This is a genomic window from Streptomyces sp. NBC_00459, assembly GCF_036013955.1.
GTDB lineage: Bacteria > Actinomycetota > Actinomycetes > Streptomycetales > Streptomycetaceae > Streptomyces.
This window is the reverse complement of record NZ_CP107903.1, coordinates 494,572-519,558: the sequence shown is the minus strand read 5'-3', so window position 1 is coordinate 519,558 and position 24,987 is coordinate 494,572. Positions and strand designations below refer to the sequence as shown.

The following is a 24,987-nucleotide window of genomic DNA, read 5'->3' as shown; positions in this document are numbered from 1 at the left end:
GGTCAGTAGTCCTCGTCGAGTGCGGTGGCGGCGGTCTCGGCCAGGAACGGTGCCGAGTGGCTGTCGTGCGGCGACACGCCGTACGCCGGAGGCCGGGTCGCGGCCACAAGCCGCCGCCGGACCAGGGCGCGAACGGCTTCACGCCCGGCGTGGCCGTCGGCCTCGCCCGGTGGGTGGGGGCCCGGGTCGAAGCCGGGCAGCAGGACACCCACCTCGATACGCGGCGCCGACACCGCGGCCGGGAGATCCGGGGACAGGTCCGATTGACCGGTCCACAGGTCGTCGCGCCTGGCGAGGGGCACCCGGTGCGGGCCGTCGCCGTTCACGTGGACCTCCGCGACGAGCGGCGCGCCGGTGACGGGTGCGCCGGGATCGGCGAGGGCCTCGACCTCGATCCGCCGCCGTGCGCCGAGCGCGCGAGCGGTCCAGGACACCGCGTTCTCGGCGGCGTCGACCAGGCCGGGCGGGTAGCGGCGCCAGTCGTTGGTTCCCGTCCCCCGGGCGATCACCCGGCCGCCCGTGACGAGCTGTTCGCCCGCGGCGAGTGCGTAGCCGCCGTGGCGGGCGAACAGTGTGCCGGGGCCGGCCGAGGAAGCGGCCGGACCACGCCCGTCGAGCGACGAGCGGAGGTGGCGCAGAGCCAGCCCGTCCAGTCCGGCGTTGTCCGCAGCGTCGTCGACCAGCCGCAGCACGCTCTCCAGATGGCGGGCCAGGTCCGCCGGCACCGGTGTCGCGCGCCACCACTCGATCAGCGGGCCGATGATGGCCCGGTGTTCCTCGATCAGTTCGGCCGCGCAGTCGTCGGGCTGGTCGCCCTCGTCGTCGAACAGCTGCTGACAGTGGTGGGTGAGCGCGGCCAACTCCAGGCCCAGCAGGCCGGGTTCGAGCGCCGGTATCCCGTCCTGGTGCGAGGCGGGCCACCAGCGGGCCGCCCAGTGACCGAGGCCCAGCCTGGCGGCGGCGCCCGCGAGTACCGTCACCTCTGTCGTCACCCGTACGTCGTCCTGCCCCGCCGCACAGTCGTGGACGGCGCCGGCGACCCGCTCGCCGTACAGCGCCCACACCCACTGCTGGGCCCGCCCCGCGTCATGGACCTCCGCCCACGGCAACCCCGGTTCGCCTAGGACGGGCCAGGCCAGCACGGCGCCCGCGACGTCCAGGACGGCCCGGGTGAAATCGGGGCCCCCGGCGACGACTTCGCCGTACGCCTCGACGCGACGGAGGTCCGGCCCGGCGGCGATCCGGATCGTGCCGTCCGCGCCGCGGGTCACCCGCACGTCGACGTGTCCCGGCGCCATCACGCGCTCCTCGGTTCGGCCGCCGGGGAGGGGTCCGCCGACAGGGTGCGCAGGGCCGAGCGGACCCGCGCGCGGTGGTCCATCATCACCGAGCGGGCGACCCCGTCGAGGACCGCCCAGGCCGACGCGAGGTCCTCCAGGGGTGCGTCGCGCACGTCGCGTCCGTGCAGCCGCACCCACAGCCGCCGCATGTAGGCGGCCCACGGGGTACGGAGGTCCCGCGCGAGGGCGTCCAGGACGCCGCCGTCCGGGTCGGGGCGGGAGGACACGGTCATCCTGCGGGCGCGCAGAACCGACGCCTCCCGTCGCCAGCGGCTGTTGACGGCGTGGTGCGCGGCGGTCCGCCCCGGTGGGCCCTCGCCGGTGCCCAGCGGGTCGAGGCCCGCGGCGAGCCGGCCGCCGAGGACCACGGCGACGCGCAGGCTCTCGTCGCACAGGCCGAGCGGCGCGCAACTGCGGTCGGCCTCCCGTGCGACGAGTTCCGCCACCGGCGCCAGCTCCTCCCGGTGGGCCGACGACTGAAGCACGGTGAACAGCCGCTCGAAGAGCGTGCGGTCCAGCGGCGCGGGAAGCGTGGCCGTCGAGGCACCCAGGCCGACCTCCGGGCGCGGCGGTGTCTGCCGACCCGTAAGCCCCAGATGCGTGGGCAGACCGTCGCGGCCCCAGACACCGCTCGCGTGCTCCCACAGCGCCCGACCGAACAACTCCCCGTGACCTGCCTCGACCATGGCGGTGTACGACGGTGAGGTGCCCGGCGGGCCCGTGGGGCCGCAGGCGTCGAGAAGCTCGGCTGCCCGTGCGAGAGCCGTGGTCGCGGCAGCCGCGTCGGCGGGCGGAGGGCGGTTGCCCCAGGCGGCGGCCAGCTCCGCTTCGAGCCGTGAGCGCCGGGCGGCGTTGGCCAGATGGTCCTTCAACGCGTCCACGGTGCGTCCGCCGGGGGCGTGCGCCACCTCCTCGACGACAGCCCGGGCGATCGTGTCGGCACCGGCCCGGGGCGTCCCGTGGTCGTTGGCCAGCTCGAAGCAGCGCTGGAAGTACAGGTCCTGCGGGTTTCCCGCCACGATGCCCAGCGTCCGGCGTGCCTTCTTGAGCAGCGTGAACCACTGGGCCGTCGCCGTCAGCAGCGCGGCGGACTCCCGGATCAGCTCCTGGAGGAGCGCGGCCCCGGCCGGTGCGAGAAAGTCCGCCGCGAGCTCGGGGCGCAGCGCGGGCCTGGCGATCAGCGGCAGCACGATCAGCTTGACCGTCCGGGTCAATGGCGCCCCGCCGGGGCCGCTCAGCGGTTCGAGCCCAGGGCCGAGGCCGCGCCAGGCGTGGTCGATGACCAGGACGCGCGGTCGGCGCTCGCCGGTCGGCTGGGTGGAGGGCGGCATGTCAGGAGCGTACGCCGGAGGGAAACACGCGTACGAACCTGGGATCGGTAGGCGCCGAGGGCCGCCTAGCGTCCACATCGTCAGGCAGAACGACAACGACAACGAGCGCAACCGACATCGTCAGAAGGGAAGAACGCCATGGGAATCTTCGGGCGCCGCAAGAGCCGCGAGGAGCGGGCAGCCGAGATCGTGGGCAAGGTGGCGAGCGGGAAGGGTTTCTACGGCCGGACCACGCGAGCGTTCCTCGGCCAGTCGGACTTCGCCAAGGTCCAGCAGTCGATCGGCGCGTACAACTCGGGCCTCGACGTACGGCAGTTGCTCGCCGCAGGGGCGGAGACCGTACCCGCCACGGTCGTGTCGATCGGCGACACCGGCAAGCTGGTCAACTTCGATCCGGTCGTCGACCTGGTCCTCCAACCGCCGGGCGCCGCCGACCGGTTCACCCTCCAGACCATCGTCTCGAAGCTGCGCATACCCCGCCCCGGCGACCAGGTACTGCTGATCGCCGACCCCGCCCGTCCCGGTGGCTACCTCTACGCCGGGGACGGCGTGAACCCGTGACTCCACAGGGAAGCGGGCCCGAGAGTCCGGAAACCTGAGGTGGCGGACGCCTTCGGCGGTCCCGAGCCCGCCAGGGTCGACCGGGTCTGTCCGCTCGAAGTCGGGATCGCGGCGACGGCCGAAGTCATCGGCCTGACCGAATGGGAGGACGACGACTCGGCCGGCCTCACCGTCGGGCTGCCGATCAGCGGACCGGGCTTCCGGACGTTCGGGACGACCTGGAAGCGCTCGGCGGACCCCGTCCTGCGGATGGGGCTGCGGTTACCCGCCGTCGTCGACCCGGCCCGCAATCTGTTCCGCCTGGAGGTCTGAGTGAGCGTGGACGAACTGCTGGAACTGTGGTGGGTGGTTCCGGCGGGTCTGGCGGCGCTGGGCTACGGACTTTCGCTGGCCCGGCTCACTCCGGCCCAGCGCGCGGTCTGGGTGACGGCACGGATCGTGGAGGTGGGGCAGCCGGAGCACGGCGCCTCCAAGCGCCCCGGGATTCCGGTGACGGTCGTGTTCCAGGACCCGGGCAGCGGGCGGGAGTTCGCCCTGCCGAACGCCGGCAAGCACGGCGACAGCATCGATGAGGCCTGGGTGGGCCGTGAGCTCGCGGTGCGTTACCCACGCGGGCGACCGGACCGGTTCCGCGTCGTGCTCGACATCTGGGGAGAGAAGAAGGGCCTGGTCGCCCCGAACTGCACGGTCGCCCTGCTCCTGATCGGGCTGGTCATTCACGCGACCGTCGCCTGGGGCTACCCATGGGCGCTGCTCGGCTTCGGCACTCTGCTCACCGCCCTCACGGCGACCGGCCGCGACCTCCGCGCAGTGCGCGCCCGCGACGCCCTGCTGGCCTCGGCCGTCGCCGTGCCGGCGCGCGTCGTGGCCGTCACCAGGGACGTCTACCAGGACGGAGAGGGCGACGAGATCGTCAACCACGCCCCCGTCATCGTCTTCACCACCAACGAGGGCACCCAGGTCACCGTTCTGTCCCGTGACGGCATCACCGATCCCAGCCGATCTCTCGGCCGCGATCTGACCATCCACTACGCCCCCGACGACCTGACGGTGTACACCCCCGACCTGGTGGCCGAACGCAGGGAGAACGAGGGGACCATCGGTGTGATCATCATTCTGATGATCGCCGGAATCGCCGCCGTGGTGGCCGGCGCGGTCACCCTGTGACAACCACGTCCTGACGCCGGGTCCTGACGCCCAAGTCCCGCTCCCGGGCTCCCAGCAAAAAATCTTTCGACGATTTCCGATGGCGATGTCGAGAACCCGTGCCTGGCTCCGTCCCCGTGGTGAAGGCGGCCACAATGGGTCGTCGCACCAGCACGGAGGAGACACATCATGGCCAAGTACCTGCTGCTGAAGCACTACCGAGGCGCCCCGTCCGCAGTCAACGACGTGCCCATGGACAAGTGGACGCCGGAGGAGATCTCGGCCCACGTCCAGTACATGCGCGACTTCGCGGACCGGCTCGAAAAGACGGGCGAGTTCGTCGACGGTCAGGCGCTCGCCCCCGAGGGTACGTGGGTCCAGTACGGCGGTGAGGGCCGCCCGCCGATCACCGACGGCCCGTTCGCCGAGACCAAGGACCTCATCGCCGGCTGGATGGTGATCGATGTCGACAGCTACGAGCGTGCCGTCGAACTGGCCGGGGAGCTGTCGGCCGCCCCGGGGGCGGGCGGCAAGCCGATCCACGAGTGGCTGGAGCTGCGCCCGTTCCTGTCCGCGCCGCCCACCATCACCGAGTGCCACTGACGCGATGACCTCCGAGGTGAACGAGGCCCTGCTCCGGAGCCTCACACCGAGCGTGCTCGCCGTCCTCGTCCGCCGCGGAGCAGACTTCGCGGCGGCCGAGGACGCGGTGCAGGACGCGCTGGTCGAGGCGGTCCGTGTCTGGCCGGCCGACCCGCCGAGGGACGCGAAGGGCTGGCTGGTGACCGTGGCGTGGCGCCGGTTCCTCGACGCGACCCGCGCGGACACCGCCCGCCGCCGGCGGGAGGAACACGTCGACGAGGAACCGACGCCAGGGCCCACGCCCGCGAGGGACGACACCCTCCAGCTCTACTTCCTGTGCGCCCACCCCTCACTGACACCCTCGTCCGCGGTCGCGCTCACTCTGCGTGCCGTCGGCGGGCTGACCACCCGCCAGATCGCCCAGGCCTACCTGGTGCCCGAGGCGACCATGGCCCAGCGCATCAGCAGGGCCAAGCGCACCGTCTCCGGCGTACGGTTCGACCGGCCCGGGGATGTCGCCACCGTTCTGCGCGTCCTCTACCTGGTCTTCAACGAGGGTTACTCCGGCGACGTCGACCTGGCGGCGGAGGCCATCCGGCTCACCCGACAGCTCGCCGCCGCGATCGACCACCCCGAGGTCGCGGGGCTGCTAGCCCTCATGCTGCTCCACCACGCCCGACGCGCCGCCCGCACCGCGCCCGACGGCAGCCTCGTGCCGCTCGCCGAGCAGGACCGCGGCCGATGGGACACCGGGTCGATCGCCGAGGGCGTCGACATCCTTCAGGCGGCCCTCGCCCGGGACCGACTGGGCGAGTTCCAGGCCCAGGCCGCCATCGCCGCCCTCCATGCCGACGCCCTGACCGCCGAGGAGACCGACTGGGTCCAGATCGTCGAGTGGTACGACGAACTCGCACGTCTGACCGACAGTCCCGTCGTCCGCCTCAACCGCGCGGTGGCCGTCGGCGAGGCCGACGGACCGCGCGCCGGGCTGGCGGCACTCGCGGCGCTGGACGACTCACTGCCCCGCCACACCGCCGTGGCGGCGTACCTCCACGAGCGCGACGGCGACCTGGAGACAGCGGCACGGCTCTACGCCGAGGCGGCCCGGAAGGCACCCAGCCTCGCCGAACGCGACCACCTGACCCGCCAGGCGGCCCGGCTCAACGCCCGCCGGAGCCGCTGACGGGACACGGCCCCGCCGATGCTCGTTCCTCGCGGATCGACGCCACCCGCATCAGGGCGTGCGGGGGCGGAGCATGACCAGGTCGCGCCCCTGTGCGCTCTTCGCCGTCGGCGCGTTCGGCGGGACGATGTCCGAGCACACACGGAGCTGGAAACTGGGGGCGGGAAAATGGCTGTAGTGATGTCGATGAGCTGGGCCGGGGTCAGTCCCGAGCAGTACGACATGGTGCGGGACACGGTCGGCTGGGAGGAGACGGCTCCGGTCGGCGGTGAAGTGCACATGGCCTGGTTCGACGCTCAAGGGCTGCGGGTCGTCGACGTATGGGAGTCGGAGCAGGCCTTCCGGACGTTCTTCGCCGGGCGACTGGCCCCCGCGATCGAGAAGGCCGGTATCGAAGGGGCTCCGGAGACCGACTTCCGTCCCCTGCACAGGCGTTTCATCGCCCCGGGGGTCACTGGCGCCGCATGACACCCGGCTGTCCCTTTCCGGGGCGGTGAGAGCCGTCCGCCCCGGAAAAGGACTGTTCGGCGTCCGGGGGCGCGGCGGACACGGCTTCCGCTGAGCCGGAGTGCGCGGGCTGTCGCTCGCCTGAACGGCTGAGCCGAAACCCCGCCCGCCCCGTCCGCTTCGCTCGCCCTGTACGAGATGCGCTCGTGCGCTCATCTGCGATGATTGCAGGCCAAAGGTGCGAATTTGAGCTTGTGCGGCGAAGTCCGGGGAACCCGGTGCTTGTCACAGCCGTCGCGTCCTCAAGGAGTGACCGTGAGCATGCGCATCGGAGTGGAAGAAGAGTTCCACATTCTGGAGGTGGAGAGCGGCCTGCTCGTGCCACGTGCCGATCAGGTGCTGCGACGGCTTCCCCAGCGGACGTTCACCGGTGAACTGCACCGGTCCATCGTGGAGTCGAACAGCGAAGTGCACACATCGCTGCACGCCCTGTACACCGACCTCGCAGGCACGAGGAGGCGGCTCGACGCGGCCGCGGCCTCGCTGGGTCTCGCCGCGATGGCCGCGGGCACGGCTCCCCTGGCCCCCGCCTCCACCGGGCGGCCCACCGCCGACGCCCGCTATCACCACATGGTCGAGGAGTACCGCCAGGTAGCCGATGAGCAGCTCATCTGCGGCGCCCAGGTCCACGTGGACATCCCCGACCGCGACACGGCGGTACGGGTGATGTGCGAGGTCTCGCCCTGGCTGCCCGTGCTACTGGCACTGTCCGCCAGCTCACCGTTCTGGCAGGGCTCCGACACCGGCTACGCAAGCTGGCGCACGATGCTCTGGCAGCGCTGGCCCACCGCCGGCCCGATCGGCTGCTTCGCGAGCGCGACCGAGTACGACGCCGCGGTGGACGACCTGGTCAGGGCCGGGATCATCACCGACGCCGGGATGATCTATTACGACATACGGCCCTCCGACCATCTGTCGACCCTGGAACTGCGGATCTGCGACGCCTGCCCGCGCACGGAGACCGTCGTGCTCATAGCCGGACTGTTCCGCGCACTGGTGACCGAGGCTCTCGAACGGCTTGGGCAGGACGACGCGCCGCCCTGCCAGGGCCGACACGAGTGGCTGCGCGGCGCCGCCTGGCGGGCCGCCCGGTCCGGTCTTGAGGGCACCCTCGTGGACCCCGGGACCCACCAGGACGAGCCCGCACCGCAGGTCGTCCGCAAACTGCTCGCCAGGCTGCGCCCCGCGCTCGAATCCCACGGCGACTGGTACACCGTCAGGGCGCTGACGAACGAGGCCCTCGCCGAGGGCAGCGCCGCCGAGCGCATCCGCCGCACGGCGCGGGAAGAGGATCTGCTGGGCTGCGTCGACCTGTTGATCGCCGAGACCCGGGGCGAGCGCAGAAACCACAGACCGACCCCGCTCGGCCGGGTCGACCTTCCGTACACCGACGCGGACGTGACAGGTCCGCCGTTCGCCTCCGGAGCACCGGAGGCCATCGGCCGCTGACGTGGCCGGGTTGGCACCGCCGTCGTACGACGTTCTGTCCCTCACCCATCTGCTCAGGAGATGTTTCGTCATGCTCCGAAAACACGCCCCCGCCCCTGACGGTGTGCGGAAGGGAGGAGGTGGGCCATGTGCGGCCTGAGTGGGGAGATCCGTTTCGACGGCCGGCGACCCGACCTCGCCGCCGTCGAACGCATGAGTGACCGGCTGGCGGCCCGTGGCCCCGACGGCCAGGGGTCGTGGACCCGGGGCGCGGTCGCGCTCGGGCACCGCCGCCTGAAGATCATCGATCTGTCGGACCTCGGAGCTCAGCCGATGACCGATGCCCGGGGGCAGCTCACCGGTGTCTTCAACGGTTGTGTGTACAACTACCAGGAGCTGCGCGAGGAACTCCAGAAGCTGGGTCACCGCTTCGAGTCGACGTCCGACACCGAGGTGGTCCTGAAGGGCTACCAGGAGTGGGGAACCGCCTGCGTCGAGCACTTCTACGGCATGTTCGCCTTCGCCCTCGTCGAGCACCGCACCGGCCGGGTGGTGCTGGGCCGCGACCGGCTCGGGATCAAGCCCCTGTACCTGGCGCGGACACCGGGCCGGTTGCGGTTCGCCTCCACGCTGCCGGCCCTGCTCGCCGCCGGGGACGTCGACACCTCCCTCGACCCGGTGGCCGTGCACCAGTACCTGAGCTGGCACGCCACGGTGGCGGCGCCGCGCACCGTCCTCAACGGCGTCCGCAAGCTCCCGCCGGCCACCGTGCGCGTCATCGAGCCGGACGGTACCCAGCACGACCACTGCTACTGGCAGCCGTCCTACACCCGGCGGCCCGAGTACGCGGACATGGCCCCTGCCGAATGGCGCGACGCGGTCCTGGAGGCGCTGCGTACCGCCGTACGCCGCCGGACGGTGGCCGACGTGCCGGTCGGTGTCCTGCTCTCCGGCGGACTGGACTCCAGCCTGGTCGTCGCGTTGCTGGCCGACGAGGGCCAGCGCGACCTGCGGACGTTCAGCGTGGGGTTCGAGGCGGAAGGGGGAGAGAAGGGGGACGAGTTCTGGTACTCGGACCTGGTGGCGCGGGAGTTCCGCACCGACCACCATCGGCTGATGATTCCCTCCGACCGGGTGTCGGCGGCACTGGACGGGGCCGTCGCGGCGATGAGCGAGCCGATGACCAGCCATGACGCGGTCGCCTTCTACCTGCTGTCCGAGCAGGTGGCGAAGGAGGTGAAGGTCGTGCAGAGCGGCCAGGGCGCGGACGAGGTGTTCGCCGGCTACCACTGGTACCCGGAGCTGGCGGAGGTCGCCCGTGAGGAGGAGCCGGACAGGTATGCCGAGACGTACTTCGACCGGCCCCATGCCGACCTCACCCGCATCCTCCAGCCCCACATGCTGCCCGACGACGACGTGTCGGGTCGCTTCGTCAAGGACCACATGGCCGTACCCGGGGCGGAGACCGCCCTGGACGCGGCCCTTCGGCTGGACACCCACGTCATGCTCGTCGACGACCCCGTCAAGCGCGTCGACAACATGACCATGGCCTGGGGCCTGGAGGCCCGGGTGCCGTTCCTCGACCACGAACTGGTGGAACTGGCCGCGGCCTGTCCGCCGGAGCTGAAACTGGCCGACGGAGGCAAGGGCGTACTGAAGGAGGCAGGGCGGAAGCTTCTGCCCCGGGAGATCGTCGACCGGCCCAAGGGCTACTTCCCCGTCCCGGCCGTCAAGCACATGGCGGGCCCCGTCCTCGACCGGGTCCGAGCGGCGCTGGAGGCACCCGAGGCGAAGAAGCGCGGTGTGTTCCAGGAGTCGTACGTGGCCGAACTGCTGGCGGCGCCCGACGAGCACCGGACCAAGCGCGGAGCCAACGCCCTGTGGCAGGTGGCTCTGCTGGAGACATGGCTGCAGACGCACGGGATCAAGTGACCGACGAGCCGGGCACGCATGCGCCGCAGGCGGCGACGGCCCGGCCGTCGGCTGCGGTCGGGGATCCCGGTGCACTCGGCCTCGCGGCATCGGCTCCGCAGCCGCCGGACGCGCACGAGCCTGTCTGCGCCGCCGCCCCTGTCCCGGTGCCGTTGCCCGAGGCGGGGGGACCGCGGGACGCCGTGACCCGGCTGCACGCGCACGGCTGCTGGTTTCCCTCCGCCACCGCCGACGGCACCGAGGCGGCCTTCATCTGTGACCGGGGCGGTGTCCCGCAGTTGTGGGCCGGGCCGGTGGACGGTGCCGAGGTGCGGCTGCTCGACTCCTCCCCGGACCCCGTCAAGGAGGTGGCCTGGTCACCGGACGGCCGCTGGATCGCGTACACCACCGCGCCGGGCGGCGGCGAGCACACACGTGTGCTGTGCGTACGTCCCGACGGCACCGGCCGCCGCATCCTGGCCGGAGCCGACCCCGGAAGCTCCGCCCATCTGGGGTGCTGGACGCACGACGGGTCGGCCGTCGCCGTCACCGCGACCGCCCACACGCATCCGGAGCGCGTGGGACACGCCTCGACGGACCTTGACCCGGTCGGTGCCCGGCTCACACCCGACTGGGCCGACCGGGACGGCCGCGCGACGCTCCTGGGCGGGGCCCGGTACGACTCCGGGCGGCGGACGGCCCCGGCGCCGGTCGACCTCAGGGCACCGGAGGCCCCGGCCGTCCGGCCCGGCGGCGGGCTGTCGGCGTACCTGATCGACCCCGACGGCCTCGCCTCCCCGGTGCTTCTCGCCACGGAGACGCAGGCTGCCACCCTGCGCGTGTGCGACCTCAGCCGCGACGGAACGCTCGTGTTGCTGCGCCGGGGGCCGCGCGGACGGCGCGAGGCGGTCGTGCGGCGCATGGCCGACGCGGCGACGACCTGCACGGTGCCGGTCGCCGACGGGGATCCCTGGATCGGCCGGTTCTCCCCGGACGGGCTGACCCTCTGGCTGCGCAGCGATGCCGACCGGGAGTACGCGGCGCTGTTCGCCCTCGCTCTCGACGCCGACGGCGAGATGCGCGAGAGAGCGGTCGTGGCGCAGCGCGAGGACCAGGAACTGGAACTGCTGGCGATGGCCCACGACGGCCGTACAGCCGTACTGGTGTGGAACGCGCAGGGCGCCGGGGAACTCGAACTCGTCGAGACGTCCCCGGCGTGCCACGCTCCGGACAGCGTGGGGCCGGCGAGGCCCGTCTCCCTGCCGCACGAGGTCGTCACACGGGTGGTGGCGGCCGGCCCCGGGCGCATGCTGCTCGCGCTGTCCGGCTCGCAACGCCGCCCGGGTGTGTGGTGGGCCCACGAGGGCGTGTCCCTGCTGCGCACCCCGTGGTCCTCCCGGGACAGGGACGCCGTACCGCCGGGTCGCCCACCCGTGCGTCCTGTTCCCCTGCGTCTCGCGGCGCGGGACGGGCTGCCCCTGAGCGGCTGGTACTACAGGGCGCCAGGACGCGCCCCGGGCGAGCCGGCGCCCTGTGTGATCCATCTGCACGGCGGCCCGGAGGAGCAGGAACGGCCCGTCTTCAACCCGCTCTACCACGAGCTGCTCGGCCGCGGTCTGGACGTCTTCGCCCCCGACGTCCGCGGCTCCTCGGGACACGGCAGGTCCTTCGTCGACGCCGACCTGGGCACCGGCCGCTTCGCCGCGTTGGACGACGTCGCGGACTGCACCGCCCACGCGGTGACGGCGGGTCCTGCCGACCCGACCCGACTGGCGGTCATGGGGCGCTCGTACGGCGGCTATCTGACGTTCGCCTCCCTCGTGCGGCATCCGGACCTCTTCCGCACCGGGGTCGCCGTCTGCGGTATGTCGGACCTCCTGACCTTCTTCGCCGGTACGGAGCCATGGATCGCGGAGTCGGCGGTGCACAAGTACGGCCATCCGGAGCACGATCGCGCGCTGCTGCGCTCCCTCTCTCCGATGAGCCGCGTCGACGCACTGCGGGTCCCGGTGCTCGCCGTCCATGGCGAACACGACACCAACGTGCCGCCGGGGGAGTCCGAGCAGTTCGTCCGGGCGGCCCGGGACCGCGGCATCCTCGCCGAACTCCTGACCCTGCGCGACGAGGGCCACGACTTCCTGCGCGCGGACAGCCGGCGACTGTTCCGCCGATCAGCCGCCGACTGGCTGGAACGCCACCTCGGCGGCTGATCGGCTCCGCCCCTGTCCCCCTCACCTGACGCACGCCCCTTGCACCAACCCTGGATCAGTTCAGCGTGTCACCGGCCAGGGCGAGGTTCTCGATGGCCGCGAGACCGTACAGCGCCGTGGAGTTGGTGCTGATCCAGGGGGCGTCGGTGCCGGCGTTGAGCACGGTGGGGCCGTCGATCCTCGTGGTCGCCCATGAGGTGCTCGCGTCCGGGTAGCCGTCGCCGACGCGGAACTTGTTCCAGGCCCGGGTGGCCAGCGCGGCCTCTCCGGTCAGGCTCGCCGCGTACGCGTCCAGCCGGGAGTGGCCCTGGACCAGGCTCACTTTGAAACTCGCGCCGTAGCGGGCCTTCTGCTCGGCGGAGGTGGCGTTGAAGTAGCGGCAGTAGTCCAGCCAGGCGGCCCGGAAGCCCGGGATGTCGCTCTCGTCGAGTGCGCCGATCAACTCGGCGGCGAGTTCGGGCAGGCCGAAGCTCGCGGAGAGGTGGGAGACGGCGATGACGGGGGCCGTCTGGACGGCGAAGGCGCCCGTGTCGAGGTCGTACAGACCGCTGCCCTGCACGAAGCCGTTGGGCTGGGCGGCGATCGTCGAGGCGCTGGCCAGCAGTTTCTTCCTCGCGGTCTGCCACTTGGGGCCGCGCCGCTCCCACTCGGTCCACCAGGCCCAGCCGAGGCCGCTCCAGTCGGTGCCGAACCCGATGGACAGGGCGTGGCGGTCCCCGGGGGTGTAGCCGTCGGTACGGACCTTGCGGTTGGGATCAAGCCTCAGGAATGTCTCGTCCGCGTCGACCTGGGCGTGCATCAGGTCGCCGGTGCGCTCGTCGGCGGTGAGGTAGTAGAAGAGGCGGCGATAGACGGGTGTCGAGATACGGACCTGCTTCGCACTGTCGCCGAAGTGCTGGACCCCGTGCCGGGTGCCCAGGCCCGCCCACTTGCCGATGTGGTAGACGTCGACCTCGCCGGTGTGGCGGGTCATGGCCTCGGCGAAACGGAAGATGTCGGCCCGTCCGGAGCGCAGATAGGCCAGCCAGAGCCACAGGTCGGTGGAGAGCTCGGAGTTGTCCCAGGCGTAGCCGCCGACGTCGTAGCACCAGGTGTGGCGGGCCGGGTCGTAGGTGTGCTGGACGTCGCCGTAGTCCAGGAAGCCGTACCAGCGCCGCTGTTCGCGCTGGTCACGGTAGTAGGCGAAGAGCAGGTCGAGGCGGTCCTCGACGGTCTTCCTGGCGGTGGTCGATCGGTCCACGGGTGACCAGAGGCCGGCGAAGACGCCCGCCTTGTGCAGGGTCTCCGGGGCGGCGACGAGCTGCGGAGGAGCCGTCAGCGCGTCCTTCTGGGCGACCAGTGCGTCGGACGTCGGGGTGGCGGCGTTGGCCCACAGATAGAGCTCGGAGGTGCGCGCGATGCCGTACGGGGTGCCGAACCCGGGTTCGTAGTCCTCGTAGGTGATGTTGAGTCCGGCGGTCTGCTCGTCGTAGGTGTCCTGGCCGAGGCCGTCGTGGTAGAAGCGCAGGTCGAGCGGCTGGGCCTCCGGCGACCAGAGCCAGAGGGTGACGGTCGCCTCGTCGGAGGCAGCGCCGCGGACGTCGAGCTGGGCGGGGTGCTTCTGCCAGAAGTCCCGCAGGCCGAAGGAGAGTCCGCCGCTGACCCCGCCTACGTAACCGAAGCCCGGGGCACGGGTGCCGCCGGTGGTGTGGATCCAGCCGTGGCCGGCCTTGGTGCGCTTGCGGACGGTGAAGCCGTCGGCCGACAACTGGGCGAGGGAGTAGTCGCCCCAGGCCGGGACGTACTGGAGGGCGGAGGAGACCCGGGTGTCCCAGGTGGAGATGTCCGGCAGCCGCTCACCCTTGACCTGCGCGGCGCGCACCGCCGCGCCCGGGTCGCGGCGCAGACCGGTGATGCCCTGGACGGCTTCGGTGAGGAAGCCGTCGTCGGCGCCTGCGAGTCGGACGTGGCGGTTGTAGAGCTCGTCGGAGAGGGGGACGCGGATGCGCAGGCCCAGGCCCTTGATGAAGTCGCCGCCGGCCTTTCCGGCCTGCTGTGTGCCGTCGTACGTGATGGTGTGGACGACACGGATCGCCTCGGAGCCGGCGTACAGGTAGAGGCGGACGACGAAGGGCAGCCAGGAGCGGCGGCCCCGCTCGTGCTCGCCCTCGATGCGGATGACGGCGCGGACCGGTCCCGCCTGCTCGACGGTGACGGAGTGGACGCGACCGGTGAAGCGCTCCCAGCGGGCGCTGGAGGCGCTGCCGTCGAGGTCGTCGTCGAGCTCCGGCTGGCGCAGGACGACCAGTTCGGCCTTGCTCGCGATTCGGGCGTTGCCGCGCCTGATGGCGCGTATGACGTCGTGGGCGCCGGACTTGGCGATGCTGACCTGGATGACGCCCGTGTCGACGTCGATCGTGCCGCCCTTGGTGTCCACGGTGAGCGCGGTGTCGGCCTTCGCGGGCGTGCCCGGGGCCAGGGTGTAGCTCTCGGCGGGCCCGGCGGTGGAGCCGACCGCGTGGGCGGTCCACTTCAGGGTGCCGTCGGGCCAGTGGGCGGTGGGCCAGGACTGCACGGGGACGGCCGTCCCGTCGGCGGCGGTGAGGGCGAAGGCCTGGTCGGCTCGGAGTGCGCCCTGGGGCCAGGCCACGCCGAAGGTGGTGCCCGGGGCCGCGGCGGGGGTGCCGCCCTCCAGCCAGGTGAGCTTCACGGGGTCTGTGGAGGGCGCCGCTTCCGCGGCCGCGGCCGGATCGGCGGCGAGCGCCCAGGAGAGCTGGGTCGCCGCGACGGTTGCCGTTGCCGCCTTGAGGGCGTCTCTGCGTGATATCTCAGCCACGGTGACCGCCCTGGAGGCGCCAGACGCGGAAGTCGCTGATGTGGAAGTGACTCCAGGTGGTGCGGAAGGCGAACCAGCCGCTGGTGTACGGGTTCTCGTCGATGTAGTCGAAGACCAGCTCGCCGTTGTCCCAGTACTGGATGTGCTTGCCGTCGGAGACCAGCCGGATGCGGTTGGGTTCGTTCGCGGTGAGCAGCGGCGAGGTGTAGTCGTAGATCAGGGGCCGCTCGCCCGCCACGCCCACGTAACGGCGGAGCCGGGTGGTGGTGTTGGAGTTCGCGCCGAGGCCCGCGTAGTACGTGGTGAGCTGGTCGTAGTCGGCCAGGGCGCCGCTGCGGGTCGTGGCGAACAGGTTCGCCGGGGATTTCGGATCCCGGGCGTTCCAGAAGGAGTTGAGGTCGCTGACCCGGTCGTTGACACCGCCCGCCGATACCGGGGTGGCCGTGAAGTCGATCTCGTAGCGGCCGGAGAACGGCCGCTTGAACCACACCGAGGCCCCGGCGGGCACGTCCACGTCCAGCACGCCGTGCTTCGCCGTGACGCTGCCGCCCTTCTCCAGCTCGGCCGACCACTGGCCGGTGCCGTGCCGGAAGTCGTCGCGGGCAAGCAACTGGCGGTGGTGGTAAGGGCCTTGACCGCTCGGTGCGGCGGCGGCACCGGTGGACAGGGCGGTGGTGAACGCGGCTGCGAGACTCACCACGACGGTGGCCCAGGTGTGGCGCATCGGAAGATCCCTTTCTGTGGACGGCCAGAAGCGTACGGAAATCAACCCTTCCAATCAGTAAATGCCACAGAAGTGAAAAGAAGCGTTCACGATCAAGCCGATTCGCCGTCGAATCCCGCATGTTGGGACCGAGTGTGACGTGCTGTTACAGCTTCATGATCATCGCTCGGTGATCTTCGTGCGGAGTCGCCCTGACAGGCAGGGTTGGGGTGCCCCCTCCCCAACCCTCCCTCGCGTCACTGGAGTTGTCCGCATGTCCTACGACAGCCCGCTCTCCCGCCGTACCGTCCTCGCCTCGGCCGCCGGACTCGCCCTGGCCCTCGCCACCCCCGTCACCGCCTCGGCCGCGAGCTTCGGCTACACCGACGACGGGACCAACTACGTAGTCGACACCGGGGCCGGCCTGGTCTTCAAGGTCGACCACAGCAACGGCGACCTCTCGTCATTCGCCTACAACGGCACCCAGTACCAGGGCTACGACGGCAAGAACTCCCACATCGAGAGCGGTCTCGGCGCCTCGACGGTCACCGTCTCCACGCCCACCACCGGCGTCGTCCTCATCAAGGTCGTCCACGGCACCCTGATCCACTACTACGCGGCCCGCAGCGGCGAGAACAACATCTACCTGTTCACCTACAAGCCGGACACCTCCGTCACCGCCAGCCGCTACATCGCGCGCCTCAAGCCCGGCATCTTCCCCACCACCTACCCGGACACCTGGTCCAACTCCGACACCGTCATCGAGTCGGCCGACGTCTTCGCCAAGACCGACGGCACCACCCGGTCCAAGCACTTCGCCAACCTGCGGACCATCGACTACGACTACTTCGGCTTCAGTGCCTCGGCCGCCTCGATCTGGGTCGTGCGCACCAACAAGGAGAAGGACTCGGGCGGCCCCTTCGTCCGCCAACTCCTGCGCCACGGCAACGAGTCGGGCGCCGGACTCTACGAGCACCTCTACTACGCGGAAGGCCAGACGGAGCCCGAGCGCTTCGGTCTGCACGGCCCGTACGTCCTCGCCTTCACCGACGGATCCGCGCCGACCGCCGCCGTGTCCGGGCGCGACAACACCGCCTGGGTCGACGCACTCGGCCTCACCGGCTGGACCGGCGCGGGCGGTCGCGGGCGGATCGTCGGCAACGGGCTCGCGGGACGGGACACCTCGTACCCCTATGTCGTGGGCGTGGCCAACTCGGTGGCCCAGTACTGGGGGAAGGCGGACGCGGACACCGGCAAGTACTCGGTCAAGGGCATCCTTCCCGGCACCTACACCCTCACCGTCTACAAGGGCGAACTCGCCGTGCACACCGAGAACGTCACGGTCACCGCGGGCGCCGCCACGACCCTGCACACCATCACGATCACCTCAGACCCCGCCGCCGACACCGCCCTCTGGCGCATCGGCGACTGGAACGGCGCCCCGACCGGCTTCAAGAACGCCTCCCTCGTCACCTACGCCCATCCCTCGGACTCCCGCGCCGCCGCCTGGACCGCCGGCACCTACGTCATCGGCACCTCGACGCCCTCGGCCTGGCCCGCCTACCAGTTCAAGGAGATCAACCAGGGCCTGCTCATCTCCTTCAGCCTCACCGCCGCCCAGGCCGCCGCCGACCGCACCCTGCGAATCGGCATCACCACCGCCAAGGCGAACGGACGCCCCCAGATCACCGTCAACAACACCTGGACCTCCGCGGTCCCGGCCGCGGCCACCGAGCCGTCCACCCGGACCCTGACCGTCGGCAGCTACCGAGGCAACAACCACACGTACGCATACGTCATCCCCGCCGCCCAGTTGCTGACCGGCACCAACACCCTGCGCATCGACGCCGCGAGCGGCTCGGCGGGCGGCGGGGGCTACCTCAGCCCGAGCTACGGTTTCGACGCCCTCGACCTGCTCTGAGCGCGCGACCGGCAGACGGCAGGGGCGCGGCACGTCCGTTCACCGGCTCGCTCCGTGCAGCAGTGCGGTGTGCGGACGCCAGCCCAGCTCGGGCGCGATCAAGTGCCGTACGTCGTGCAGGATCTGCTCGTAGTCGCCCCGGTCGAACTCGTACGGCAGCTCCAGGCGCAACTCCGAGACGGCCGCGACCACGGGATCCGCGGCCAGTTGCTCCAGGATCTGTTCCGCGGTCCCGACCACGTCCGGGGCGAACAGGGTCCGCTTCGGACCCTGCGGTGCCAGAGTGCGGGCGTGCCGACCGGCGGCGTACTCCCGGTAGCGCGCCCGCGTGGACGCGTCCGCACTGTCGAACGGCACGATCACCCGCCCCAGCGCCAGCCGGGCAGGCCGGCCCTCGGGGAGGGCGTGTCGGTACTCGGAGACCAGTCCGAGCTGGGCCGCCGTGAAGTCGTCGGTGCCCTCGCCGGTCACGATGTTGCCGGTGAGCAGGTTCAGGCCGTGCTCCGCGGCCCACCGGATCGACCGCAGACTCCCGCCGCCGTACCAGACCCGGTCCACCAGGCCGGGGTCGTGCGGTTGCAGACGTGGCCGCTGAGTGTTGCCGGGCGACTGGATGACCGTGTCCGGGCCGCCCAGGTAGTCGCCGCGGAGGTGGTCGACGACGCGGGCGATCCTGCCGTACGACAGGTCGAAGCCTCGCCAGTCCCCGTCGTGCACCAGGTCGCCGAGGAGTGCGGCGTGCGGCATGCCGGTGCTGAGGCCGACCTGGAGCCGGCCTCGGGACAGTACGTCGGCCAGTGCCAGGTCCTCGGCGAGGCGGAACGGGCTCTCGTACCCGATCGGGATGACGGCGGTACCCAGCTCGACCCGCTCGGTGCGCTGACCGGCCGCGGCGAGGAACACCGCGGCCGACCCGACGCCGTGTTCGAGATGGCGTTGCCGGATCCAGGCACCGTCGAAGCCGATCCGTTCGCCGTACTCGAACAACTGCAGGGTTTCCTCCAGGCCGGTGTACGGGTCGTCGTCGGCGAAGTTGCCCGGGGTGAGAAGGGCCAGTGAGTCGATCGCGGGGGTGCTCATATGGTGCTCGTCCCTCCGGGTCGTTCGTGGTCGTCGTCGAGGCGGCGCCGGACCGGACGATCAGGAGCCGCCGCGCTCGCGGGGGATCTTCTCCCCGGCCTCGACCGCGACGGGCAGCCGGTTCTCGGCCGGCGGCAGCGGGCAGGTGGCCAGGTCGGTGTAGGCGCAGGGCAGGTTCGCCGACCGGTTGAAGTCCAGGACGACCGTGCCGTCGGCGGTGGGCGCGTCGAGGGCGAGTGCCCGGTTGGCCGCGTAGGTGGTGACCCCGGAGGTGGCGTCGGTGAACAGCACGAGCAGACTCCCCGGGCTGTGTCCGGGGAACGCGGTCAGGGCCAGGGACTCTCCCTCCAACTCGAACTCGACCCGGCCCGGAGCGTCGTACACGTGCTCAAGGCCCTCGACCGCCGCGCCCACGGTCGTCGGCCGCGGCTCGTCGAAGGCCGTGTAGCGGCCGGTCACCGCCCAACGGGGATGCGGGGCGTAGGCGGGCGTGCCGGTGAACGCGGTGCGCAGAGGGGCGTTCGGGTGCCGGGGACGGACTATGTCGTGACCGCCGCGCTTTGCCACCTCGATCACGGCGTCACCCCAGACCGCGTCGACTCCGCCGCGCTCCGGGAGCACCCCGAAGTGGTGCTCGCCGTGCACGGGGGTGCCGTCGACGACCAGTTCCTCACCGTCGTCGAGGAACACGACGACCCCGTCGGAGCCGGTCGACCAGGCGCCCGGAGCGTCGGGGAAACGCTGCGGCTCGTCGCTGAGCCAGTGCAGGCCGGTGATGGCGAGGAATCCGTGCGGGGCGGTGAGCCGTGCCTCCTGCGCGGTGTGCCACTCCTGCCAGTCGTGGGTGAACGCGGACAGGTCTGCGGTGGTGTCCTGGACGGTCATGCGTGCTCCTTCGTTGCCGGTGGCCCGGATCGGCTCCGGCCGGGGCAGGGTGGGTGAAGGGCTCGTCGGCGTACCTCTGAAAGCCGTCACGCACGCACGGGTGGGTGCGGACGGAGAGGCAGGACGAGAAAGGCAGGGAAGTCGCTGCGAGTCAGCCGAGACAGAGGCAGCTGCTGATGCGCTGCAGGTCGATGTGCCGGCGGCGGGAGAACCGGGAACGTGCCGCGGCAGCCGCGACGGAGGAACCTGAGCCGCTGCTGTGCCGCACGCTCATCCCCCTTGTGTTCCCAGTGCCTGGCGTGGTGCCGGTCGGCAAACCTAGGCTTGGCGCCGACACCCAATACTGCTTGAAACCTTATGGATCGCCGTCGTATTCCGTCAATGTCAGCGGTTGCCGGCCGGGGCAAGGCGGCCGAGGAGCGCGACGAGCGACTCCACCGCGCGTTGTCAGAGGCATTAGGCACACTGCGCCGTATGAACTTGGTGACCGCACACAACTACGCCTGGATTCGTAGCTCGCCGCTCTTCCGCCACATGATGGAGGGCGGATACACCCTGACGCTGATACGGGGGCGGACCCCGCGCGAGGTGCTGCGCGCGATGGAGGCGGAACCGCGCGGCACGGGAGCGGGAACGGCCGGTCTGATCGAGGCGGAGGGCGCTCACCGCGACGAGGTGGATGGCGACTACTGGGACGAGTCCTACGTCGCGGGCGCGTTCAGCGTTCCGGGCGAGAACGGCGACTGGACACTCGTCCTTGGCTTCGACGGCGGCCTGGGGATCGCGGCGCAGTGCGTGGAGACGTTGTCGAAGGGCGGCCGGGTCGTGGGGCACTCGACCAACGGCGGCAAGCCCATCCACCTCTTCCACTGGTTCGAGGACGGTGAGCTCCGTACGACGTTCGAAGGCCCCTCGTCGCGCGACGGCAGCACCCCCGATGAGCTGGTCCCCCTGCTGCGGGAAGTCGGCTTCCCCCTGACCTCCGAGGGGGAGCACGACGAGAGCGCCCCGGACGTCGACCGGAAGGCGGCGGTTTTCGCTCTGGCCGAGAGACTCACCGGCATACGCGTCACCGAATCCCTCCTCCAGGACGCTGTGTACGAGTTGGGACTCGTCCCCGAACAGCCCGCCGAGGAGTGGACCGGTGTGGTCATCGACATCACCGATGCCCACGGGGAGCGCCTGTACAGGGAATGGACCCGTGAGGAGATCGCGACGGCGTCGGACCGCGCACGGGCGGAGGCGGACGCGCCGGTCGTGATCACCCGCAACGAGCCGCCGGGCAGGGATCGTTCGGAGCACGAGACAGGCGAGTAGCCGAGTGGCGAGCGAGCGCGTGGAGGTGCCCCGGCGGTACGACCGTGCTGCTCACCACGTTCGCCGCCCCCTGTAAGGGAACCTGCCGCCATGAGGGCTTCATCGCTGCCCCTATGCGCGCTGTGCCAGGCCGGTGCGCAGACGGGTCAGGCGGTCGGTCTCGGTGTCGAGGGCCGCGAGTCTGCGGTCGACCGCCCCGGAGCCAGGGACGCCCGAGTCGGGGCTCCCGCACCGCTGTCGCGGATTCTCCACCGGCAGACCGAACCGGTCGGCGACACCGCGCAGATCCTCGACGCGGGTAAGTACCGGTTCCGGACGACGACTTGCCCCGAGCCGGGGACGGGAGTGACGCGAAGGCTCCGTTGACACGATCCGCCGCACGTGTTTGCATCCCGCCATGCCGTTGTCAGAGCCTCTGACCCGCCGCCGCGCCGTGGACCTCGTCCGTGTCGCCGCCGCGCTGTGTCGGACGACCGGCTGATCACACGCTTTCTGACGTCGGCGTCAACTGCCCTATGAGGCAGTCGAGTTGGGTGCGACGTGACCGCACCGCCCCCTCCCGCGCCGTTCCGCCCTCTCATGACGAGGACTCGCCATGCCTTCGGTCACCCCCAACCCCGCCGGCGACCGCTACGAAACCGACTACGACCGCCGCAGGCTGCGTCAGTGGCTCGCCGGTGACGCCAGGGCCGACGGGGTCACCCGCCGTCGGCTGCTCACCCTGCTGGCCGCCACCGCCGCCGGGACCGCGCTCGGCACCATGCTGCCCGCCCACGCCGCTGCCGCCGCCGGACCGATCGTCAAGCCCCTGCCGCCCGAGTGGTTCATCACGCGCGGCACCAACGCCGAGACCCGCTGGGAGGCACTGCGCGGAACCGGCCACCACACCCCCAACGAGCGGTTCTTCGTGCGCAACCACACCGCCACCCCCGTCCTGGAGGCCGACGACTGGCGACTGCGACTGTGGGGGAGCGGACTGCGCGGCGCCCACGGCGAGGACCGGCCGGTGGAGTTCGGGTACGACGATCTGCGAGCCCTGCCGGCGGTCACCCGCACCGCCTTCGTCGAGTGTGCCGGAAACGGGCGCTCCTACTACACGACGCAGCAGGGCGAGACGGTCACCGGCACCGCGTGGACCCTGGGAGCGATAGGCGTCGCCCGCTGGCGCGGGGCACGCCTTTCCGACGTGCTGCGCAGGGCCGGACTCTCCCCGCGCGCCGTGGACGTGCAGCCACGCGGCCTGGACGCCGAGTACGTCAGCGGCGGCGAGAGCCTGGGCCGGGTGCGCCGACCGCTGCCGCTGGCCAAGGCGCTGGACGACGTACTGCTGGCGTACGAGATGAACGATGAGCCGCTTCCGTACGACCACGGATACCCCGTACGGGTGCTGGTGCCCTCCTGGGTGGGGATCGCGTCGATCAAGTGGGTCGGCGACATCGAGGTGTCGGCGGAGCCGCTCTACTCGCCGTGGAACACCACCTTCTACCGGCTCTTCGGCCCCTCCTACCCGGAGGGCGGCAGCGCCCCGCTTACCCGGCAGACCACGAAGAGTGCCTTCGAACTCGCGAGCGGGGCGACCGTCGAGGCGGGTCGCAGACACGAAATGCACGGACGGTCGTGGTCGGGTGCGGGTGCCGTCGCCCGGGTCGACGTCAGTACCGACGGCGGCACGAACTGGCGGCCCGCCCGTCTGCACGACCGGCCCCGCGCCGCTACCTGGACCCGCTGGTCCCTCGGGTGGCTGCCGGACGAGCCCGGCGCCACCCATCTGCTGGCCCGCGCCACGGACACGGCCGGCCGTACGCAGCCGGACGTCGCCGTGACCAACGCGCAGGGCTATCTGTTCAACGGCGTGGTCCGGCATCCGGTGACCGTCGTGTGACGGCCGGGCCTCGACGGCATGCCGGTCGCGTGGACCTGTATCTTTCCGGCCGTGCCGCGTGCGGTGACCGGGATGCGCAGGACGGTGCCCTTGTCGAGGTTGGTGGCCCAGACGGCGCCGTTGTGCAGCTTCAGTCCGTTGGCGCCGGCGAACGTGCTGGGCCGTAGGGCCTCGCCGCCCGCCCAGAGGGTCGCCTTGCCACCGTGTGCGGGGACGCGGTAGATGACGCCGTGCACGGAGTCGGTGACGTAGAGGCTACCGGGCGTGGACTCGCACCACGTTGAACGGCAGGTGCGGGTCGGCGATCTGGAACTGGAAGTTGACGATCAGCAGGTCATGACCGTCGAAGGCGGCCGTGGACGGGCTGTGCATGCCGTGGCCGTGGACGGTGCGCACGAGCTTGGCCCTGGTGTAGTCGTGGCTCAGTTCGAGGGTCGCGATCTGCCCCTCGGGATGGTCCAGTTCGGTGACCGCGGTGAGGGTGTGGCCCTGCAGCAGCAGGCCGTCGCCGGAGATGCCCTTGGCGCCGTCGAGGTCGATCGGGACGACCTTGTGGGTGATCGTGTCGACGCGGTAGAAGGTGTAGTCGTTGTAGTCGGCGAGCAGGACGTAGCGTCCGTCGCCGGTGACGACCAGGCCGTTGCCGTTGAAACCGTCGTCATAGACCATCGGCGACCTGCTCAGGTCCACCCCCACGTTCAGGGGCAGTTGCACGCGCTTGTTCTTCAGTTGCGCGGCGCTGATGTGCCACAGCGCGGGGTGGACGGAGTCGGAGATGTAGGCGTCGCCGTTGGGGGCCAGGGCCACGTCGTTGAGGAAGACGTCGGCACGGCCGGTGTCGAAGACGTGGAGCAGGGCGCGGGTACGGGTGTCGTAGACGAAGACCTTGCCGGTGGCGCCGCCCGCGACGACGAGCCGCCCGGCGCGGTCGGTCTTCATACCGGCCACGGACGTACGCCCGTCCTGGCCGCCCGGCAGGAACACCTTGGTGGCGGGCCGGTCGACGTCACCGCGGTAGATGGTGCCGTCGCTGGTGCTGCCGACATAGAAGTAGGGCGTGCCGTGCTGGCGGGCGATGCCCTCGGGGTAGGTCTTGCTGCCTGGTATCGAGTAACTCGTGGGCAGGGGAGCGTGGTGGTGGACAGAGACGGCGGAGTGCCCTCCGGCCGCGTTGGGGGTGGCGAGGGCCGGGGCGGTGGCGGCGCCCATGACGAACAGGGAGGCCACCGCTACGGCGGCGACGCGGGGATGACGCACACGAGCTGACGACATGACAGGTCTTTCTGGGATATGGGTTTCGACGAGCAGAGCGGGGTGGGGGCTCAGTTTCCGGCGGGGAAGAGGGACCGGTTGGCGATGTCGATGATGAACGGGCCGACATGGGCGGGGTAGCGATCCACGATCGCCTTCTTGTACGCCTGGCCGTCGTCGCCGAGCAGTTCGTGCGCGTCGGCGAGGTAGCGGCGGATCTCCTCGTAGACCTCCGGCCCGGCGGGCAGGCCGTGACCCGCGAGGATCGTGTCGTAGCCGGACTCGGCGGCCAGCGCGTCGACCACCTGCTGCCAGCCGGTGACGTCGTTGTTGCCCAGGTACAGGTGGACGTCGTGGTAGACGAGGTCCTGCGCCACCAGCACACCCTGCTCGGGCAGCTTGACGACCAGTTGGTCCGCGGCCTCACCGCCGGAGACGGCCTCGAACACGAACGGGACGCCGTCGATCACCTCGGTGCCCGGCGTGATGTCGACACTCGGGTTCAGGTCGGTCGCGGGAACGGCCAGGCCGTCGGGCAACCGGGCGGCGGGGCGCGCGGCGATCTGCTCGCGCACCAGGGGCAGTACGTGGACCGGTACGCCGAAGCTGGCGATGCCGTTGTAGTGGTCCGGGTGGGCGTGGGTGACGATCAGCCGGTCCAGCGGCTTGCCGAGCCCTTCGGCGTAGGCAGCGGCCTCGTCCGCATAGGCGGGGTTCAGCTGGGCGTCGATCACGATGATCCGGGCCGGCGTCTCGATGAGCTGAGTGGTGGCGTGGAAGGTGTCAGCCGGGGACATGTAACTGTGGATGCGGACCGAGCCCTTGTCCAGGACCGTTACCGTGCCGTTCATGGGACTGCTCCCTGGGGTTAAGGCCGCCTCTCGCCGCCTCGATGTCCTCCACTCTTGTCGTACAACCGCAGGCAGGCGAGATA

At 71.2% G+C, this 24,987-nt stretch carries 24 protein-coding genes; 13 read left to right on the top strand and 11 right to left on the bottom strand.

All coding sequences use genetic code 11. From position 1 onward, the window contains the following. Positions 1-2: 2 nt before the first annotated feature. The gene (locus OHN74_RS02010) at positions 3-1,298 is read right to left on the bottom strand and encodes a hypothetical protein (RefSeq protein WP_327692752.1); all 1,296 of its coding nucleotides are present in this window, start codon (positions 1,296-1,298) and stop codon (positions 3-5) included. After that, a complete protein-coding gene (locus tag OHN74_RS02005) occupies positions 1,298-2,671 on the bottom strand; it encodes a hypothetical protein (RefSeq protein WP_327692751.1) in 1,374 nt (457 codons plus the stop codon). Before OHN74_RS02005 ends, OHN74_RS02010 begins: the two co-directional genes overlap by 1 nt. Positions 2,672-2,809: 138 nt before the next feature. Between OHN74_RS02005 and OHN74_RS02000 the strand changes: the two genes are divergently transcribed. The 9 genes from OHN74_RS02000 to OHN74_RS01960 all read left to right on the top strand — a co-directional run bounded on the left by OHN74_RS02000 (position 2,810) and on the right by OHN74_RS01960 (position 12,199). Then, the gene (locus OHN74_RS02000) at positions 2,810-3,232 is read left to right on the top strand and encodes a hypothetical protein (protein WP_327692750.1); all 423 of its coding nucleotides are present in this window, start codon (positions 2,810-2,812) and stop codon (positions 3,230-3,232) included. A 39-nt stretch (positions 3,233-3,271) separates the two neighbouring features. Then, on the top strand, positions 3,272-3,544 hold the full coding sequence (locus OHN74_RS01995; protein WP_327692749.1) for a hypothetical protein: 273 nt from the start codon (positions 3,272-3,274) through the stop codon (positions 3,542-3,544). Then, positions 3,545-4,399 (top strand): DUF3592 domain-containing protein, encoded by an 855-nt coding sequence (locus OHN74_RS01990; protein ID WP_327692748.1) that lies wholly within the window; start codon positions 3,545-3,547, stop codon positions 4,397-4,399. It begins immediately after the preceding gene. A 168-nt stretch (positions 4,400-4,567) separates the two neighbouring features. Beyond that, a complete protein-coding gene (locus OHN74_RS01985; protein ID WP_327692747.1) occupies positions 4,568-4,981 on the top strand; it encodes a YciI family protein in 414 nt (137 codons plus the stop codon). 4 nt (positions 4,982-4,985) lie between these two features. Continuing rightward, the gene (locus OHN74_RS01980; protein ID WP_327692746.1) at positions 4,986-6,143 is read left to right on the top strand and encodes an RNA polymerase sigma factor; all 1,158 of its coding nucleotides are present in this window, start codon (positions 4,986-4,988) and stop codon (positions 6,141-6,143) included. A gap of 168 nt (positions 6,144-6,311) precedes the next feature. Next, positions 6,312-6,611, top strand: a complete 300-nt coding sequence (locus OHN74_RS01975) for a hypothetical protein (RefSeq protein ID WP_327692745.1) — start codon at positions 6,312-6,314, stop codon at positions 6,609-6,611. A gap of 300 nt (positions 6,612-6,911) precedes the next feature. After that, positions 6,912-8,099, top strand: a complete 1,188-nt coding sequence (locus OHN74_RS01970) for a carboxylate-amine ligase (protein WP_327699951.1) — start codon at positions 6,912-6,914, stop codon at positions 8,097-8,099. A 126-nt stretch (positions 8,100-8,225) separates the two neighbouring features. Then, the gene (locus tag OHN74_RS01965; RefSeq protein ID WP_327692744.1) at positions 8,226-10,010 is read left to right on the top strand and encodes an N-acetylglutaminylglutamine amidotransferase; all 1,785 of its coding nucleotides are present in this window, start codon (positions 8,226-8,228) and stop codon (positions 10,008-10,010) included. Continuing rightward, complete coding sequence (locus OHN74_RS01960) at positions 9,983-12,199, top strand: S9 family peptidase (RefSeq protein WP_327692743.1); 2,217 nt, start codon at positions 9,983-9,985, stop codon at positions 12,197-12,199. The genes OHN74_RS01965 and OHN74_RS01960 overlap by 28 nt, the downstream gene beginning before the upstream one ends. Before the next feature lie 55 nt (positions 12,200-12,254). Here the strand turns inward: OHN74_RS01960 and OHN74_RS01955 are convergent, their stop codons facing one another. Both OHN74_RS01955 and OHN74_RS01950 read right to left on the bottom strand, forming a co-directional pair. Beyond that, positions 12,255-15,014, bottom strand: coding sequence for an exo-rhamnogalacturonan lyase family protein (locus tag OHN74_RS01955; protein WP_327692742.1), 2,760 nt, complete (start codon positions 15,012-15,014; stop codon positions 12,255-12,257). Further along, on the bottom strand, positions 15,007-15,738 hold the full coding sequence (locus OHN74_RS01950; RefSeq protein WP_327692741.1) for a DUF6250 domain-containing protein: 732 nt from the start codon (positions 15,736-15,738) through the stop codon (positions 15,007-15,009). Before OHN74_RS01950 ends, OHN74_RS01955 begins: the two co-directional genes overlap by 8 nt. Positions 15,739-15,991: 253 nt before the next feature. Between OHN74_RS01950 and OHN74_RS01945 the strand changes: the two genes are divergently transcribed. Next, positions 15,992-17,638 (top strand): rhamnogalacturonan lyase B N-terminal domain-containing protein, encoded by a 1,647-nt coding sequence (locus OHN74_RS01945; RefSeq protein WP_327692740.1) that lies wholly within the window; start codon positions 15,992-15,994, stop codon positions 17,636-17,638. A gap of 39 nt (positions 17,639-17,677) precedes the next feature. On the opposite strand, the gene OHN74_RS01940 is transcribed toward OHN74_RS01945, so the two are convergent. The 3 genes from OHN74_RS01940 to OHN74_RS01930 form a co-directional block, all read right to left on the bottom strand. Beyond that, positions 17,678-18,718: an LLM class flavin-dependent oxidoreductase gene (locus OHN74_RS01940; RefSeq protein WP_327692739.1), complete on the bottom strand. Its 1,041-nt coding sequence runs from the start codon at positions 18,716-18,718 to the stop codon at positions 17,678-17,680. A gap of 60 nt (positions 18,719-18,778) precedes the next feature. Then, positions 18,779-19,603 carry a DUF1684 domain-containing protein gene (locus OHN74_RS01935; RefSeq protein ID WP_327692738.1) on the bottom strand — a complete coding sequence of 275 codons (825 nt, stop codon included), beginning with the start codon at positions 19,601-19,603 and terminating at the stop codon, positions 18,779-18,781. Positions 19,604-19,754: 151 nt separating this feature from the next. Next, on the bottom strand, positions 19,755-19,877 hold the full coding sequence (locus OHN74_RS01930; protein WP_327692737.1) for a putative leader peptide: 123 nt from the start codon (positions 19,875-19,877) through the stop codon (positions 19,755-19,757). A gap of 200 nt (positions 19,878-20,077) precedes the next feature. Here OHN74_RS01930 and OHN74_RS01925 point away from each other — a divergent pair, with 200 nt between their 5' ends. Next, positions 20,078-20,920 carry a DUF6461 domain-containing protein gene (locus OHN74_RS01925; RefSeq protein ID WP_327692736.1) on the top strand — a complete coding sequence of 281 codons (843 nt, stop codon included), beginning with the start codon at positions 20,078-20,080 and terminating at the stop codon, positions 20,918-20,920. Positions 20,921-21,031: 111 nt separating this feature from the next. On the opposite strand, the gene OHN74_RS01920 is transcribed toward OHN74_RS01925, so the two are convergent. Then, positions 21,032-21,172, bottom strand: coding sequence for a hypothetical protein (locus tag OHN74_RS01920; RefSeq protein WP_327692735.1), 141 nt, complete (start codon positions 21,170-21,172; stop codon positions 21,032-21,034). Between the two features lie 145 nt (positions 21,173-21,317). On the opposite strand from OHN74_RS01920, the gene OHN74_RS42810 reads away from it, so the two are divergent. Then, positions 21,318-21,401 (top strand): putative leader peptide, encoded by an 84-nt coding sequence (locus OHN74_RS42810; RefSeq protein WP_354775551.1) that lies wholly within the window; start codon positions 21,318-21,320, stop codon positions 21,399-21,401. A gap of 114 nt (positions 21,402-21,515) precedes the next feature. Then, on the top strand, positions 21,516-22,802 hold the full coding sequence (locus tag OHN74_RS01915) for a sulfite oxidase (protein ID WP_327692733.1): 1,287 nt from the start codon (positions 21,516-21,518) through the stop codon (positions 22,800-22,802). Here OHN74_RS01915 and OHN74_RS01910 read toward each other — a convergent pair. Genes OHN74_RS01910 through OHN74_RS01900 form a run of 3 tightly spaced genes read right to left on the bottom strand, consistent with a single transcriptional unit; the run spans position 22,757 to position 24,904 of the window. After that, complete coding sequence (locus OHN74_RS01910; RefSeq protein ID WP_327692732.1) at positions 22,757-23,038, bottom strand: hypothetical protein; 282 nt, start codon at positions 23,036-23,038, stop codon at positions 22,757-22,759. The genes OHN74_RS01915 and OHN74_RS01910 overlap by 46 nt on opposite strands. A gap of 19 nt (positions 23,039-23,057) precedes the next feature. After that, entirely contained in the window at positions 23,058-24,074 is a 1,017-nt protein-coding gene (locus tag OHN74_RS01905; RefSeq protein WP_327692731.1) for an SMP-30/gluconolactonase/LRE family protein, read from the bottom strand. Between the two features lie 50 nt (positions 24,075-24,124). Next, complete coding sequence (locus tag OHN74_RS01900; RefSeq protein ID WP_327692730.1) at positions 24,125-24,904, bottom strand: MBL fold metallo-hydrolase; 780 nt, start codon at positions 24,902-24,904, stop codon at positions 24,125-24,127. Between the last annotated feature and the right edge of the window lie 83 nt (positions 24,905-24,987).

What these genes read in the sequence shown, in the direction of transcription:
- OHN74_RS01930 (WP_327692737.1), bottom strand. Translation starts at nt 19,877, where the DNA reads ATGAGCGTGCGGCACAGCAGCGGCTCAGGTTCCTCCGTCGCGGCTGCC.
- OHN74_RS01970 (WP_327699951.1), top strand. Translation starts at nt 6,912, where the DNA reads ATGCGCATCGGAGTGGAAGAAGAGTTCCACATTCTGGAGGTGGAGAGC.
- OHN74_RS01965 (WP_327692744.1), top strand. Translation starts at nt 8,226, where the DNA reads ATGTGCGGCCTGAGTGGGGAGATCCGTTTCGACGGCCGGCGACCCGAC.
- OHN74_RS02005 (WP_327692751.1), bottom strand. Translation starts at nt 2,671, where the DNA reads ATGCCGCCCTCCACCCAGCCGACCGGCGAGCGCCGACCGCGCGTCCTG.
- OHN74_RS01980 (WP_327692746.1), top strand. Translation starts at nt 4,986, where the DNA reads ATGACCTCCGAGGTGAACGAGGCCCTGCTCCGGAGCCTCACACCGAGC.
- OHN74_RS01985 (WP_327692747.1), top strand. Translation starts at nt 4,568, where the DNA reads ATGGCCAAGTACCTGCTGCTGAAGCACTACCGAGGCGCCCCGTCCGCA.
- OHN74_RS01925 (WP_327692736.1), top strand. Translation starts at nt 20,078, where the DNA reads ATGAACTTGGTGACCGCACACAACTACGCCTGGATTCGTAGCTCGCCG.
- OHN74_RS01945 (WP_327692740.1), top strand. Translation starts at nt 15,992, where the DNA reads ATGTCCTACGACAGCCCGCTCTCCCGCCGTACCGTCCTCGCCTCGGCC.
- OHN74_RS01935 (WP_327692738.1), bottom strand. Translation starts at nt 19,603, where the DNA reads ATGACCGTCCAGGACACCACCGCAGACCTGTCCGCGTTCACCCACGAC.
- OHN74_RS42810 (WP_354775551.1), top strand. Translation starts at nt 21,318, where the DNA reads ATGCCGTTGTCAGAGCCTCTGACCCGCCGCCGCGCCGTGGACCTCGTC.
- OHN74_RS02000 (WP_327692750.1), top strand. Translation starts at nt 2,810, where the DNA reads ATGGGAATCTTCGGGCGCCGCAAGAGCCGCGAGGAGCGGGCAGCCGAG.
- OHN74_RS01915 (WP_327692733.1), top strand. Translation starts at nt 21,516, where the DNA reads ATGCCTTCGGTCACCCCCAACCCCGCCGGCGACCGCTACGAAACCGAC.
- OHN74_RS01900 (WP_327692730.1), bottom strand. Translation starts at nt 24,904, where the DNA reads ATGAACGGCACGGTAACGGTCCTGGACAAGGGCTCGGTCCGCATCCAC.
- OHN74_RS01905 (WP_327692731.1), bottom strand. Translation starts at nt 24,074, where the DNA reads ATGTCGTCAGCTCGTGTGCGTCATCCCCGCGTCGCCGCCGTAGCGGTG.
- OHN74_RS01960 (WP_327692743.1), top strand. Translation starts at nt 9,983, where the DNA reads ATGGCTGCAGACGCACGGGATCAAGTGACCGACGAGCCGGGCACGCAT.
- OHN74_RS01940 (WP_327692739.1), bottom strand. Translation starts at nt 18,718, where the DNA reads ATGAGCACCCCCGCGATCGACTCACTGGCCCTTCTCACCCCGGGCAAC.
- OHN74_RS02010 (WP_327692752.1), bottom strand. Translation starts at nt 1,298, where the DNA reads ATGGCGCCGGGACACGTCGACGTGCGGGTGACCCGCGGCGCGGACGGC.
- OHN74_RS01975 (WP_327692745.1), top strand. Translation starts at nt 6,312, where the DNA reads ATGGCTGTAGTGATGTCGATGAGCTGGGCCGGGGTCAGTCCCGAGCAG.
- OHN74_RS01950 (WP_327692741.1), bottom strand. Translation starts at nt 15,738, where the DNA reads ATGCGCCACACCTGGGCCACCGTCGTGGTGAGTCTCGCAGCCGCGTTC.